At 64.3% G+C, this 13,967-nt stretch carries 18 protein-coding genes; 11 read left to right on the top strand and 7 right to left on the bottom strand.

Going from position 1 to position 13,967, the window contains the following annotated elements; all coding sequences use genetic code 11:
* The first annotated feature begins 15 nt into the window (after positions 1 to 15).
* From D6851_RS05360 to D6851_RS05310, 11 genes are all read left to right on the top strand, one after another.
* Positions 16 to 390: a hypothetical protein gene (locus D6851_RS05360; RefSeq protein ID WP_120323839.1), complete on the top strand. Its 375-nt coding sequence runs from the start codon at positions 16 to 18 to the stop codon at positions 388 to 390.
* A 52-nt stretch (positions 391 to 442) separates the two neighbouring features.
* Entirely contained in the window at positions 443 to 2,758 is a 2,316-nt protein-coding gene (locus D6851_RS05355) for a copper-transporting P-type ATPase (RefSeq protein WP_183029992.1), read from the top strand.
* Between the two features lie 34 nt (positions 2,759 to 2,792).
* Positions 2,793 to 3,032: a DUF2933 domain-containing protein gene (locus D6851_RS05350; protein WP_238473948.1), complete on the top strand. Its 240-nt coding sequence runs from the start codon at positions 2,793 to 2,795 to the stop codon at positions 3,030 to 3,032.
* Complete coding sequence (locus D6851_RS05345) at positions 3,029 to 3,688, top strand: methyltransferase family protein (RefSeq protein WP_120323837.1); 660 nt, start codon at positions 3,029 to 3,031, stop codon at positions 3,686 to 3,688. Before D6851_RS05350 ends, D6851_RS05345 begins: the two co-directional genes overlap by 4 nt.
* 66 nt (positions 3,689 to 3,754) lie before the next feature.
* Positions 3,755 to 5,047: an APC family permease gene (locus D6851_RS05340; RefSeq protein ID WP_274379046.1), complete on the top strand. Its 1,293-nt coding sequence runs from the start codon at positions 3,755 to 3,757 to the stop codon at positions 5,045 to 5,047.
* 77 nt (positions 5,048 to 5,124) lie between these two features.
* Positions 5,125 to 5,493 (top strand): potassium channel family protein, encoded by a 369-nt coding sequence (locus tag D6851_RS05335; protein ID WP_238473947.1) that lies wholly within the window; start codon positions 5,125 to 5,127, stop codon positions 5,491 to 5,493.
* On the top strand, positions 5,477 to 6,001 hold the full coding sequence (locus tag D6851_RS05330; RefSeq protein ID WP_120323835.1) for a DUF305 domain-containing protein: 525 nt from the start codon (positions 5,477 to 5,479) through the stop codon (positions 5,999 to 6,001). The genes D6851_RS05335 and D6851_RS05330 overlap by 17 nt, the downstream gene beginning before the upstream one ends.
* Positions 5,998 to 6,492, top strand: a complete 495-nt coding sequence (locus tag D6851_RS05325; protein ID WP_120323834.1) for a DUF6692 family protein — start codon at positions 5,998 to 6,000, stop codon at positions 6,490 to 6,492. Before D6851_RS05330 ends, D6851_RS05325 begins: the two co-directional genes overlap by 4 nt.
* The gene (locus D6851_RS05320; RefSeq protein WP_120323833.1) at positions 6,489 to 7,064 is read left to right on the top strand and encodes a c-type cytochrome; all 576 of its coding nucleotides are present in this window, start codon (positions 6,489 to 6,491) and stop codon (positions 7,062 to 7,064) included. The genes D6851_RS05325 and D6851_RS05320 overlap by 4 nt, the downstream gene beginning before the upstream one ends.
* Positions 7,065 to 7,197: 133 nt before the next feature.
* Entirely contained in the window at positions 7,198 to 8,145 is a 948-nt protein-coding gene (locus tag D6851_RS05315; RefSeq protein WP_120323971.1) for a LysR family transcriptional regulator, read from the top strand.
* On the top strand, positions 8,142 to 8,450 hold the full coding sequence (locus D6851_RS05310) for a hypothetical protein (protein ID WP_120323832.1): 309 nt from the start codon (positions 8,142 to 8,144) through the stop codon (positions 8,448 to 8,450). Before D6851_RS05315 ends, D6851_RS05310 begins: the two co-directional genes overlap by 4 nt.
* Positions 8,451 to 8,458: 8 nt before the next feature.
* Here D6851_RS05310 and D6851_RS05305 read toward each other — a convergent pair whose 3' ends face one another.
* From D6851_RS05305 to trbJ, 7 genes are read right to left on the bottom strand one after another with little or no spacing between them, the layout of a single operon-like run.
* Positions 8,459 to 8,680 (bottom strand): DUF2274 domain-containing protein, encoded by a 222-nt coding sequence (locus D6851_RS05305; protein WP_021227809.1) that lies wholly within the window; start codon positions 8,678 to 8,680, stop codon positions 8,459 to 8,461.
* On the bottom strand, positions 8,677 to 9,885 hold the full coding sequence (locus tag D6851_RS05300; protein WP_120323831.1) for a TraB/TrbI/VirB10 family type IV secretion system protein: 1,209 nt from the start codon (positions 9,883 to 9,885) through the stop codon (positions 8,677 to 8,679). The genes D6851_RS05305 and D6851_RS05300 overlap by 4 nt, the downstream gene beginning before the upstream one ends.
* A complete protein-coding gene (gene trbG, locus D6851_RS05295; RefSeq protein WP_120323830.1) occupies positions 9,882 to 10,895 on the bottom strand; it encodes a P-type conjugative transfer protein TrbG in 1,014 nt (337 codons plus the stop codon). Before trbG ends, D6851_RS05300 begins: the two co-directional genes overlap by 4 nt.
* A complete protein-coding gene (trbF, locus tag D6851_RS05290) occupies positions 10,892 to 11,575 on the bottom strand; it encodes a conjugal transfer protein TrbF (protein WP_120323829.1) in 684 nt (227 codons plus the stop codon). Before trbF ends, trbG begins: the two co-directional genes overlap by 4 nt.
* Positions 11,576 to 12,949: a P-type conjugative transfer protein TrbL gene (gene trbL / locus D6851_RS05285; RefSeq protein ID WP_120323828.1), complete on the bottom strand. Its 1,374-nt coding sequence runs from the start codon at positions 12,947 to 12,949 to the stop codon at positions 11,576 to 11,578.
* Positions 12,946 to 13,224 (bottom strand): putative entry exclusion protein TrbK-alt, encoded by a 279-nt coding sequence (gene trbK-alt, locus D6851_RS05280; protein WP_120323827.1) that lies wholly within the window; start codon positions 13,222 to 13,224, stop codon positions 12,946 to 12,948. Before trbK-alt ends, trbL begins: the two co-directional genes overlap by 4 nt.
* A 10-nt stretch (positions 13,225 to 13,234) precedes the next feature.
* Positions 13,235 to 13,951, bottom strand: a complete 717-nt coding sequence (gene trbJ, locus D6851_RS05275; protein ID WP_120323826.1) for a P-type conjugative transfer protein TrbJ — start codon at positions 13,949 to 13,951, stop codon at positions 13,235 to 13,237.
* Between the last annotated feature and the right edge of the window lie 16 nt (positions 13,952 to 13,967).

Raw genomic sequence — 13,967 nt, 5'->3', positions numbered from 1 at the left:
CAAGGAATCACCGCAATGAAAAAGCTCATTTTTGGACTCGCCGCTTTCGCTCTCGCCACTCCCGCCACGCTGCTGGCCCAGCAAAAGTCGGGCACGCAAAGCGGACATCAGGACCATGGCCAGACGAAGACGGATGAAAGCGGCGAAATGTCGTGCCCCATGATGGACCACGGGACGATGAACAGTGGTCAGATGGATCATGGTCAGATGAACCCCGGGCAGATGGGCGGACAGGGCATGGCCCATGGTTCCGCCGATGGCCATGCGGACATGGCGCATTGCGGCATGATGGACGGGACTAGGGACCATTCGGCGACGGGCCATGATGGCCACGCGCAACATCGGGGCACCGCCGACCACAGCCAGCATCAGGGCCACACACCGCAATGATCCGGAGCGGGCAGGACGGGGACAGAGACAAGAGCCGCCGGAGAATTGAAGGATGACGACCTACACATGTCCGATGCACCCCGAAGTCCGACAGGAAGGGCCCGGCGATTGCCCAAAATGCGGCATGCATCTCGTTCCCGCAGACGATGCTCCGGCGCAGGGGCATTCACATTGTCACGGTCATGAAACGCATCAGTCCGCCGGCGCGGCAACGGGCAAATACGATACCGTTCCCCCGGGCTATGGCGGCGCCGTCTATACCTGCCCGATGCACCCGGAGGTCCGGCAGACCAGGCCAGGCTCCTGCCCGATCTGCGGCATGGGACTCGAATTGGAATCGGCCGCGATGGCGGATGAAGGCCCCAACCCCGAGCTGGTCGACTTCACCCGCCGCTTCTGGATCGGCGCGGTGCTTACCGTTCCGCTGCTGGTCTTCACGATGGGGCCCTATGTCGGCCTCGGCGGCGTGCGGGAGATATTCGGCGAGCGCACGACGCTCTGGATCGAATTCTTCCTCGGCACGCCGGTCGTTCTCTATAGCGGATGGCCGTTCCTCGTGCGCGGCTGGAATTCCTTCCGCACGATGAACCTCAACATGTTCTCGCTCATCGCCATGGGCGTGATGTCGGCCTGGCTGTTCAGCGTGGTCGCGGTCCTTGCACCGGGCATTTTCCCGGACGGCTTCAGGGACCCGGAAGGCCATGTCGGCGTGTATTTCGAGGCGGCCGCCGTCATCGTCACGCTGGTGCTGCTGGGGCAGGTGATGGAACTGCGCGCCCGCGAAGGCACGGGCAAGGCGATCCGGGCATTGCTCGATCTCGCCGCCAAGACCGCGCGGCGCATCGGAGCGGACGGCAGCGAGGAAGAGGTCGCGCTGGAGGACGTTCAGGTCGGCGACCGGCTGCGCGTGCGGCCCGGCGACAAGGTGCCGGTCGACGGCGTGGTGGTCGATGGCCGTTCCTCGGTCGATGAAAGCATGATCTCGGGCGAGCCCGTCCCGGTCGAAAAGGTCGCCGGCGATCCCGTCACCGGCGCGACGATCAACGGCACGGGCAGCCTCGTCATGGAGGCGACCCGCGTCGGCTCCGAGACGATGCTCTCGCAGATCGTCGAGATGGTCTCGAACGCCCAGCGCTCGCGCGCGCCGATCCAGAAATATGCCGACAAGGTCGCAGGCTTCTTCGTGCCTGTCGTGATCGGCATCGCGGTGCTGGCGTTCATTGCCTGGGCCGTTTGGGGGCCGGCGCCCGCGCTCTCCTATGCGCTGATCGCGGCGGTCGCCGTGCTGATTATCGCCTGCCCCTGTGCATTGGGCTTGGCGACGCCGATGTCGATCATGACGGCCACCGGTCGTGGCGCCCAGGCCGGTGTTCTCATCAAGAACGCCGAAGCGCTCGAACGGTTCGAGAAGATCGACACGCTGATGATCGACAAGACCGGCACGCTGACCGAAGGCAAACCAAGGCTCGTCGCCGTGATGCCCGAGTCGGGACATGATGAGAGCGAAGTGCTCCGCCTCGCCGCGACGCTAGAGCGGGGCTCCGAACACCCGCTGGCCGAGGCGATCGTGCGCGGCGCCGAGAAGCGCGGCGTAGCGATGGACGAGGCAAGCGATTTCGAGGCGATCACCGGCAAGGGCGTGAAGGGCACCGTGGACGGCAAGGCGGTCGCGCTCGGCAACATCGCACTCGTCCGGGATTTCGGCCTCGAAGGTTCCGGGCTGGCCGAGAAGGCCAATGCTCGGCGCGATGAGGGCGAAACAGTCATGTTCGTCATCCTCGACGGCGCGATCGCCGGCCTGGTGAGCGTCACCGACCCAGTTAAGGAAACCACACCCGACGCCATCAAGGCGCTACACGACCTCGGCTTCCGGATCATCATGGCGACCGGCGACAATGAACGCACCGCAAAGGCCGTCGCCGCGCGTCTCGGCATCGACGAGATCCGTGCCGACGTCCTGCCAGAGGACAAGGCCCGGATCATCCGCGAGCTGCAAGAGGAAGGCAAGAAAGTCGCGATGGCGGGCGACGGCGTGAACGACGCGCCCGCGCTCGCCCAGGCCGATGTCGGCATCGCCATGGGCACCGGCGCGGACGTCGCCATCGAAAGCGCTGGGATTACGCTGGTGAAGGGCAATCTCGACGGTATTGTGCGCGCCAGGCGCCTTGCCCACGCAACGATGAGCAACATCCGACAAAACCTGTTCTTCGCGCTGATCTACAACAGCGCGGGTGTACCGGTCGCCGCGGGCGTCCTGTTCCCGTTCTTCGGCATTCTCATCAGCCCGATGTTTGCCGCCTTCGCCATGAGCGCCTCGTCGATTTCGGTTGTGCTCAACTCGCTGCGGCTCAGGGCGGCGAAGGTGTGAGGCGTGAAACAAACCCAATTGAAAGGACGTGACGATGGTCATGGAGGATTCGCACGGCGAGGCTCACACCGCGCAGGAGAAGCATCGGCGGGGTTTCTGGAAATCGCGGGCGGGCACCGTATTCCTCGCCTTCCTGGTGCTCATCGCCTTCCTGCTCGCCTATGAGCATCGGGCGCATATTTTCACGGGCACAGGCCTGTTGCTCCTGATCGTCCTTCTTTGCCCGGCCATGCATCTGTTCATGCATCACGGGCATGGAGGGCACGACAAATGAACCACGACGCCCCTGCCTATGGCCTTTGGTTTCTGGTCGTCGCGAATTCCGCGATCTTCATTTTCTTCGCCTTCAGTTTCTTCAAACCCCGGACGAAGCGTGACTGGCGCAGCTTCTCGGCGTTCAGCGCGTTCCTCGTCGCGCTGTTCGCGGAAATGTACGGCTTTCCCCTCACCATCTATTTCCTCTCGGGATGGCTGCAGTCGGCCTATCCCGGGGTCGATTGGTTCTCCCACGATGCGGGGCACCTGCCCGAAATGATGTTCGGGTGGAAGACCAACCCGCATTTCGGCCCTTTTCACATGCTGAGCTTCCTGCTGATCGGAGGTGGCTTCTGGCTGATCTCTGTCTCCTGGCATGTACTCTGGAAGGCGCAGCGCGACGGCGAAATGGCAGTTACCGGCCCATATGCCCGCGTCCGGCATCCGCAATATCTCGGCTTTATCCTCGTCATGCTGGGATTTCTGTTTCAGTGGCCGACGCTGTTGACCTTGGCGATGTTCCCCATCCTGGTCTTCATGTACGTGAAGCTGGCGCGGGCAGAAGAAGCGGAAACGCGCGCCCGTTTCCCGGAGAGCTTCGCGCGGTACCAAGCGCAGGTGCCTGCCTTCATTCCGAGATGGAAGCCCGCCTCTCTTTCGGAAGCGGGGAAATAGGGTTTGGAGCACGACCACGAAAAGAATGATGCCGTCGGTGGCGACAGCGATCTCAGCCGGAACTCGATAACGCTTAGCGGCGCCGTCGCCATGGGTACCGGCGTGATGATCGGTGCGGGTATATTCGCGCTCACCGGCCAGATCGCCGAGCTTGCCGGGCCGCTCTTTCCGTTATCTTTCGTCGCAGGCGCGGTCGTGACCGCGCTCGCCGCCTACAGCTACATCAAGATGTCGAATGCCTGGCCTTCATCGGGCGGCATCGCGATGATCCTGCAAAAGGCCTATGGTCCGGGCACCGTCGCGGCTTCGGCCTCACTTCTCATGGCGCTGTCGATGGTGATCAACGAGAGCCTCGTTGCCCGGACCTTCGCGACCTATGCGCTGCGGCCATTCGGCCTGGAAGAGAACACGTTGCTGCTTTCGGTCGGCGCGGTCGTGCTCATCGTTTTCGCCTATCTCGTGAATGCCGCGGGAAACCGGTCGGTAAGCGGCTTCTCGCTCATCATGTCGGCGGTAAAGATCGGCGGCATCGCGCTCTTTGCTATCGCTGCGATCTGGGCGAGCGGGTTCTCCGGCGGCGCATTCGCCGAGCCGGTGGGAATGCAGGGCGCCGAAGCCTTCATCGCATCGGTCGCATTCTCCATCCTTGCCTTCAAGGGATTCACCACGATCACCAACAGCGGCGGCGAAATCGTCGATCCGCATCGCAATGTCGGTCGCACGATCATGATCGCGATCGGCATCTGCGTCGCAACCTATCTATTGGTCGCCGTTGCTGTGGGGTCCAGCCTTACGATTGACGAGATCGTGGAGGCTCGAGACTATTCGCTCGCCGCGGCAGCCGGTCCGGCTCTTGGTGACGCAGGGTTTTACTTCACAGTGGTGATCGCGCTCGCCGCCACGGCCTCGGGCGTGATCGCAAGCGTCTTCGCGGTATCGCGCATGCTGACGATGCTCACCGACATGAAGATGATCCCGCACAGCCATTTCGGCATGAGCGGAAGCATCCGCAGCCATATGCTGATCTACACGGTGGTGGTTGCCGGCGTGCTGGCTGTCTTGTTCGACCTGTCGCGCATCGCCTCGCTCGGCGCCTTTTTCTATCTGGTGATGGACATGCTCGTGCATTGGGGCGTGTTTCGTCATCTGAGACACGAAGTCGGCGCCAAGGCCTCGATCCTTCTTGTTGCTCTGGCTGCCGACGCCGTCGTGCTTGCGGCGTTCACGGCGGTGAAGCTGCAAAGCGACCCCTCGATCGTTCTCTACGCGCTCGCGGGCATCACAGCGGTGTTTGCGGCCGAGCACATGTTTCTTCGCCGCAACGAGGCCGATGCCTCACAACGACACAATCATAACTGAGAGGATAACGCGCTATCGCCGTCGCAATTTTCCTTGGCTCCGCCCTGTTCCTGATATCGGCCTGGATCCATCTTTGGTTGATCGGCCTCGCCAAGATCGCCCTGCCCCCCGGCCGACCCGGCGCGGTTCGACTGAGCGCGTCATACCTCATCATTCTGGCAAGCCATCTGCTGATCGCGGGCCTGTTCGCGGCAGGTTTCTTTCTCGCCGCACAATTGGGCCTCGGCGGCTTCGAAAGCCCAGTTCTCGATAGCTGGATGGACCTCTTCTACTTCTCGCTCATTAACATCACCACGCTAGGCCTGGGCGACATCTATCCCACCGGTCACCTGCGCGCGATCACCGGCATCGAATCTCTGACCGGCTTTCTGCTGATCAGTTGCACGGCCCAGTTCGTCTACGCGACCATGAACAAGGAGGAGAGGCTGTATGCCAAACGGTCATAAAATGGAGGCAGGCGGGAGCGCCAACTACTGGCGCTTCATGGCGATGGTGGCGACATCCACCGTCATCATGTTCTTCCTCATGTACGCCAACACCTATGATGCGGACCATATCTTCTGGAGCGAGACCCGCTTCTGGATGGCCTTCGTCATGGGCGCCATGATGATGGTGGTCATGCTCCTCTTCATGTGGGGCATGTATCGCGACCGGAAAAAGAACTTCATCATTCTAGGAATCGCGGCGCTCGTCTTCGCGGTCGCGCTCTGGCTGGTGCGCAGCCAGGTCACCGTGACCGACACCGAATATATGAAGGCGATGATCCCGCACCATTCGATCGCGATCATGACCAGCGAGCGCGCCCATATCCGCGATCCTCGCGCGCGCAAGCTGGCTCACGACATTATCGTCGCGCAGCGCCGCGAGATTGCCCAGATGAAGTATCTCATCGCCGATATCGAACAGAACGGCGTGCGCACGACCGAGCGGCTGCCGAAGGGGATCGAGAAATGAGAGCTATCGTCCCTCCCGCTCTTCTCGCTCTGTTGTTGGCCGCATGCAATCAGAACAGTTCGATCGGCAATGACCGGGAGGCGCGGGTCGATCCTGCTGCCAGTCCGGCGCCGATCATCGCAGCAGGCGCTGCCCTGCAGAATGTCGAAACCGCGATCATCAAGCCCGAGACCATGCGCAATGCCGATATTCAGGCGCTGGGCGGCAACGCCGGCCGATGCGCGATCAAGCTGACCGAGGTCGGCTTTCCCTCGTTTCTGTACGAACCCGATGGTTCCGGCGCGATCAAGCTGAACGGCAAGCTGATCGTTCTGCCGAAGACCGGCCCCGGTCGCTTCGAGGCCGATGATCTGCTCGTCGTCCTCCGCCCGGTCGACGAAGTCGGAAACGCGGGGCTCAAGGCTGCCGAAATGATCATCGTGCCTCCGGAATCCAGGGAGGAGATGGGCTACCGGGGCTACATCCAGTGCTTCAAAGGAGGCCAAGCATGAATGCGACCTGGAAAGGCGCCATATTGGGCGCAGCCGCGCTGCTGATCTTGATGATCGTCGTCGCTCTGATCGTGGTCTTGACCGGTGGCTATAATGTGGCCGCGACCGATCGGCACAATCCGATCGTCGGTTGGGCGCTTACCACAACGATGGGCAATTCCGTCCGACGGCAGGCGACGGATATCCAGCCCCCGGCCGAGTTCACGCCAGCCATGATTGCGGCTGGCGCCGGGGAGTACAAAGCGATGTGTTCCCATTGCCATGGGGGAGTCGGTCAAAGCCGCGCGGAATGGGCGGAGGTCATGCTTCCGAAGCCACCGCCGCTGGCTGAAGCCGCCAAGGAATGGGAGCCCAAGGAAGTTTTCTGGCTGGTTAAACACGGCGTGAAGATGAGCGGGATGCCCGCCTTCGGCCCCACGCATGATGACAAGACCATCTGGAACATCGTCGCCTTCGTGAAAGCCTTGCCCGAAATGCCGGCAGAGCAATATGCGGGCTACAGCAGTCATCATGACGAAGAGATGCATGATGATCACGTTCACGAAGAGAGCGAAGCTCCCCACCACCATTAAATTTTGTACTTCCATGAGGTGGATTTTCGAGAAAACCGTTGTTCATACGCTGTCTCATCGGGTGCTCGGGCCGACAGAAGGCATTGGACAGGCGCTGTAAGCCTCAATGTTTTCTATCGGTTGCGCGATTGGAATGATCGAGCTGCGTCAGCTCCGCTACCTGATTGCGGCGGCACACTCCGGCAGCTTCAGTAGGGCGGCACGCACCTTGAACATCAAACAGGCAACCCTCAGCCGCCACATCCTCGAGGTGGAACAGCGTCTTGGAATTACCCTCTTCGATCGCAAAACCCGAGGCGCCACTTTGACACCGAACGGTCAGCGCTATCTCCGTACTGCCCGTCGTATCGTAAAAGAGTTCGAAGAGCTGAACGCCTGGGTTCGAGAAACTCGCGACGGCGAAAACGGAAGATTGGCAATCGGCTTCTACACGTCCTTCTCAGCGGGCAATCTGCGCGCGACACTGACAGAATTCAGCGACCGTTTTCCTAACATACAAGTGCGTGGATTCGAACGAGATCGCCAAATGCTGCTGGCGGGTATCGAGAATGGCCTGCTCGATATCGTGATCATGATCGGCGAGGTGCGGTATCATCATCTCAGAAGCCGCTCATTCTGGAGTGAACGCATTTTAGTGGCCATGCCGGAAAGCCATCCGCTGGCTTCTCGCGAGCGCATTCATTGGACGGATCTGACTGGCGAGCGGTTTCTTCTGACCGAACGCGATCCCGGCCCCGAAACGCGCAACATGCTCCTGAGCAAGCTCTGGATGCCGGGTTATACGCCGGAAATCGATATGGACGACATTGGCCGCGACACGGTGCTGAGCGCCATTGCGCTCGGTGGACGCGTCTCGATCATCGCCGAGTCGGCGTTCGGCATCCAGGTGCCAGGCGTCGTGTTCCGCGAGGTCCATGAAAGCAACGGCCACATACGGATCGGTTTTTCCGGTTACTGGCGCGAGGACAACGACAACGCGGTGCTGCACCGCTTCCTAGAGTTCGTAGCCGACCGTTATTCGCTGCCGCCCTTATCGGGCCAGCAGCAATCTTCTCACAAAACGGGAAAGGAGATGCCGTGACACATGGCAAGACACTCATCCTCGTGGTCGTTGCGCTGGTCTCTGGGTTCGGTGCCGGCTTCGTGCTGCGCCCCATGATCGTTCCAATGCATCCGGTTGCGGCAACGCCCGGTGATGCTCTTTCCACGCAATACCCGGTCGCACCGCGCAGCAAGCAATATTTCGCGGCGCATCTCGACAAGGCGCGGCAGGTTCTCGCTGCCTGCAAGGATGGCGCAGTGGGTGGCGATGAGTGCGCGAATGCTGAACGGGCGGTGATCGAGGCTGATGGGCATGATCGCTTCAAGCGTTTCATGGGCAACTGACGGCGCGGTCAGCCTTCCTGCGCGCGGCGTCGGCGAAAACCGCGATCTGTATCCATGAAGCGCGCGAGCATCGGCGCCACCAGCCTTTCGGGCTTGGCCGGCGAGCTTCCCGTTTCGGCCGCGAGCGCGGCGGCATAGGCGACAAGGTCGCGATGCACAGCCGCGGGGAGTTCTACCGTCAATTTGACGGGTCTGTCGTCTTCGAGCGGCCCGAGTTTCAATTTCGTCATCGTGTCGCTCCAAGAGGTTCGAGCACGAGATCGCGGGTAACGATCACGCGCAGGGGATAGCCCGGCCGTATGGTGAGAGTCGGCCGTATGTTGAGCTGGCGCTGGACGATCTGTTGGCCAGCCTGATTGATGGTGTCCTGCGTGCCGAGCCGAAGTGCGCGCACGAGATCGCTGTCATCATCGGTGGTCAGTTCAGCCCCGACGCCAAGCAGTGTCGAGATCATCGCGGCCTTGAGCACGCCGCCCCAATGCTCGTTCACCTTGTCTTGCAAGCCCGCATGTCCGGCAGCGTCGGCGCCGGGCTGGCGCTCAAGGACGATCGAGCGGCCGTCCGGCATGATTAGGCGGTCCCAGGCGAGCAGCACGCGGGTCTGGCCTGCGGTGATCTGGCTGTCATATTCGCCGATCAGCCGCGCCCCCTGCGGGATGAGCAGGATGCGGCCCGTGGGGCTGTCATAGACATTCTGCGTCACCTGGGCGGTGATCTGCCCGGGAAGGTCCGAACGGATGCCGGTGATGAGCGCGGCGGGGATGATGCTGCCAGCCTGCACGATGTTGGGCGAGGCCGGCGCGGTCAGCTGCTCGACGCTGACTGTGCGCTGGTTGGGCGCCTGCGCAATGAAGGCGCGCTTGGCGGCCTGATCGCCTTGGGCGGCCGGGCTGGTCTGCGGTGCCGTCGTCAGATCGGCCGCGGCGGCGATCTGCGACGCGGTTGCACTAGCGCCCGCCGCACCGTGACCGAGGAACACCGAGCTGGTGCGGGCGGCGTCGCGCTCCTGCTGCGCGCGCTGGCGCGCCGCCTCGGCGGCCTGCGCCTGCGGATCGCGCTGTCCGTTCGCTCCAACCGCTGGCACCGGCACGTCCTGTCCGCGTTGCTCGGCCGCGACGATCGGGCCGCCGAGATCGCCGGGAAGCGGCGGGCCGAGCCGCGGCGCCTGCGTATAGTCCTTTGGCCCGGAGGTGATGGTCTCCGCCGTGTTGCGGGCCTCGGTGCTATAAAGCTCCTTGGCCTGCTTCTCGGCCGGCGGCCGCAGCGCGTAGATCAGCGAGCCGCCGATGCCGAGGCCGGCGGCGATGCCAACGACGGCAAGGGCCTTGCGCGACAGGCGCATGACGCGCGGCGGATCGCCCCGGAGCTGGAAGGCCCCAGGATCGGGACGCGGCAACGCCGGCTCAGCGGCGGGCGATTCGACAGGATCGGTCACCGCCGCCCCCTGCGCCCGTCGTCACGTTCGATGCGAACATGCTGTTCGCTGTGCTTGTCGCCCAGACGCAGCTCGGCGGCCGCGAACAGCCGGTCCACCACCATGTAGCGGCCCTGGACGCGGTAGTTGACCAGCTCGGCGTCGCCGGCTGCGCCGATCACGAACAGCGGCGGCATCTCGCCCTGCGAGATCCCGGCAGGAAACTCGATATAGACCTGACGCCCATCGTCGAAGGCGCGCAACGGCCTCCACGGGGCATTGTCGCCGTCGATGCGGTAGCGGAAATTGAGCGCGGCGACATCCACGCCGGTCGCAACCGGTGCGGCGGCGACCGCCGCTGCGTTGCGCGCGCGGAGCGCGATCAGCGCATCGTGCGGATAGGTCCAGGAGACGGACGCCATGTAGGTCGCCGCCGTCGCGCGTAGCTCCATGTGATAGGTGCGCCGGTCGGTGTTGATGACGAGATTCGTGGAAAGGTCCGGCCGGGTGGGCTTCACGAGAATATGCACGCGCGCCGATGGCCCGCTGCCACTGGTCGTGTCGCCGATGATCCAGCGCACGGTGTCACCGGCCGCCACCGGGCCAGCGCCCACGAGCTGTTCGCCCGGCTGAAGGGCGATGTCCGTCACCTGGCCGGGAGCGGCATAGACCTGATAGAGTGCGCCTTCGGCCCAGGGATATTGCTGGATGGCGTTGAGGAAGCCGTTGCGCTCAGGCTGCATCCGGGCGGCGGCATTGGCTGCCCCGACACGCTGGCGCGGATCGGCAGGCTCGGGCGGCGACGTATGTTCCGCGGGCGCCGGCTTCAACTGGCTGGGCAGCGGCAAGGGCTCGGGGATGGTCACGACCTCGACGGGCTTGGGCGCTTCGGGCGCGAGCGTTGCGGCAATCTCGGCCGGCGGGTTGTCATAGGCGATGGCCGGCGGCTTGGCTGATGTGGTGGCGCAGCCGGCCAGGGCCGCGGTGGATACGAGCAGGACCGCCGGGGCGGAACGACGAAATCGCGTCATTGCGACAGCTCCTTTGACCAGTTGAAGGCGTTGACGAAAATGCCGAGCGGGTTCTTGCGCAGGCCGTCAGGGGTGCGCGGCGGTTGCACGACGATGGTGAGGATGGCCGACCAGTGCTCGGTGGCGGCGAGACTGCCGTCCTGATAGCGGCGTTCGATCCAGGCGACCCGGAAGCTGTCGGCTGAAGCGCGGATGACGCTGGAGACCTCCACGGCGACCTGCACCTTGCCTACAGCCAAGAACGGGTCCTTCGCGCGGGCGTAGTCGTTGAGCGCGAGCGCGCCCTTGTCAGTGGTGAAGTCGTAGGCCCTCAGCCAGTTCTGACGGACGACGACGGGATCGGCCGGGATCGAGCGGACATTCTCGATGAAGCGCGCGAGATGGAACGCGATCTGCGGATCGGTAGGCCGATAGCCGGCCTCTGCCGGCGCGACCGCCTGCGCCTCGCCGAGCCGGTCGACCTGAACCACCCAGGGGACGATATGGCCGCGCACCGACTGCCAGATCAGGCCGCCGGTCAAAGCGAAGTTCAATGATGCCGCACAGAAGAAGGCGAGCCGCCAGTTCTTCCCCTGCACGACCGGCTCGCCGATGCGTCGATCCCATTCCTGCCGGGCGGCCTGATAGGGCGTGACGGGCTCGGGAGTCTGCGCAAAGCGGATCGAAGGGCGTCGGAACATCTAGTCTCTCTCCCGGATGTCGGGACCGGCGCCGCCGCCGTGGCTGTCGCCAGCCTTGAGCGTGTGCGCGGCAAGGGTCGCGTTGTGGGTCATGGATTGGCGGCGCTTCATCGCGGCCGCCCAGGCGGGCGGCGCGGCGGGGCCGGACGCGGAGGCGCCAGCGGCCGCGGCGGTGGGTGCGGACCCGCTGGTGATCGTGCCGCCCGATGCGGTGAAGCCCGCACGCGCGCCGGAGCGGAAGCTGGCCTTGATCGTGTCGCCGCCTCGGGCGGCCGCTTTGCGCAGGGGGGACATGACGGTGTTGGTCGCCGCGCCTGCGGCCGCCTGGCCGACCGCGCCCATGCCGCCGGCGACCGCGCTCGCGCCGCTTTTGCCGAGCGAACCGAGGCTGTAGGCGCTGGCGGCGCCTCCAGCGATTCGCGCCCCGCCACGCGAGGCCGCGCCGGTCATCCGACCCGCCGCGCCGATAGCGGACCCTGCGGCGCCGACGCCAAGGCGTGCGGCGGCTGCGCCGCCAACCAGCGCACCACCGGCCGCGAGCGCGGTGCCTGCCGCCGCGCCCGCACCGAGCTGCGGGCCGCCGGAGACGATGCCGTTGGCGATCCCGGGACCGAAGATGGCGAGGCCAAGCAGCGATAGCGCCGCAAGGGCGATGGCCATGACCTGGTTGATGTCGGGTTCGACGCCCAGACTCGCAGCGGTGAACTGGCTGAACAGCGTGGTGCCGATGCCGGTGATGACGGCGAGCACCAGCACCTTGATGCCGGTCGAGACGATATGGCCCAATACGCGCTCGGCCATGAATGCCGTGCGGTTGAAGAAGGCGAAGGGCAGCAGCACGAAGCCGGCCAATGTCACCAGCTTGAACTCGATCAGGGTGATGAAGACCTGAACGGCGATGATGAAGAAGGCCAGGACAACGATCAGCCAGGCGATCAGCAGCACGAGGATCAACGCGAGGTTGGCGAAGACGGCCCAGAGGCTGGAGAACTGGCCTGCCGCATCGAGCAGCGGCTTGGCGGCCTGAAGGCCGGTCTCCGCGATGCTGCCCGGCTTCATGAACTCGGCCAAGGTGAGGCTGTCGCCGCTGGCCTTGAGACCGAGGCCGGCGAAGCTCTCGAAGACGATCGTCGCGAGGGTGGGGAAGTTGCCGATGATGAAGGCGAAGAAGCCGATATAGAGCGTTTTCTTGATGAGCCGCTGGAGCACGTCCTCGTCGGCGCCCCAGGCCCAGAACAGCCCGGCGATGGTCACGTCGATCGCGATCAGCGTCGAGGACAGGAACCCGACTTCGCCCCCCAGCAGGCCGAACCCGCTGTCGATGTAACTTCCGAAGACGCCCAGGAAGGTGTCGATGACGCCGGTGTCGTTCATCGCCCTGCGCCTTCGGGATCGTCTTGGTGGAAGAAGCGGCGGCGGTTCTCCGCCCAGGCCGCCTCGCACCCGCTGTCCGGCATGGTGAGCGTGGCGCAGCGTTCCAGCTCGCGGGCGAGCCTGCTGCGCCCTTCGGTGTCGCGCACGATCGCAGGCATCGGCGGAGGCGCGGGCGCGCGATCTCTTGTGACGGCGAGGATCGCCACCGCCATCATCAGACCGGCCAACGCCGCCACGCCCGCGATTTTTGCCGTGCGCGAGGTTCCATGGAGCATGGCGCGCGCCTCAGTTGCCCATGAAGCGGCGGAAGCGTTCACGTCCTTCGGCCTCTTCCGCAGCCTGGCGCGCGGATTCGAGCGCCTGCGCCCGGCCCTGCGCGGCGACCGTGGCGGTCAGGTCCGCGAGTTGCTGCGATTGCAGCGCGAGAAGCTGGTTTCCGGCCTGCGCCGCTTGCAGGGCGCCGGTCGCCGACTGGCTGGCCGTGACCAGGCTGTCCATCGAAGTCCGGGCGCCCTCGATATTGCCGACGGCGCCGGCCTGCACCTTCAGCGCATCCTCGAAGGCGCCGACGCTATCCTCCCAGCGGGCGTTAGCGTTGGCGACCATCTGAGCGTGATCGCCGGTCAGCGCCGTGCCGGTGTAGCGGCTGTTGAACGCCTGCTGGATGTTCTCGACATCATAGGCGATGCGCTGCGCCTGGCCGAGGAGCTGCTGGGTGCGCTGCACCTGTTGCTGCAATGCTGCAAGCGAGCTGAACGGCAGCGCGGCCAGATTGCGCGCCTCGTTGAGGAGCGAGGTCGCCTGGTTTTGGATTTGCTGGATCTGGTTGTTGATCTGCTGGAGCGACCGGGCGGCCGTCAGCACGTTCTGGGCGTAGTTGCTGGGATCATAGACGATCCCGCCGAACTGCGCGTAGGCCGGCGCGGCGACGAACATCGGCGTGACGGCCGAGACGGCGAGGACGCCCGCCATCAGGGCGCGGCGGAACGGAAGCGATTTCATGGGATGATCTCCATGT

Origin of the sequence: Altericroceibacterium spongiae, assembly GCF_003610805.1 — a bacterium.
GTDB lineage: Bacteria > Pseudomonadota > Alphaproteobacteria > Sphingomonadales > Sphingomonadaceae > Altericroceibacterium > Altericroceibacterium spongiae.
Note: the sequence above shows the minus strand (reverse complement) of the source record. Positions and strands in the feature narration are given on the sequence as shown.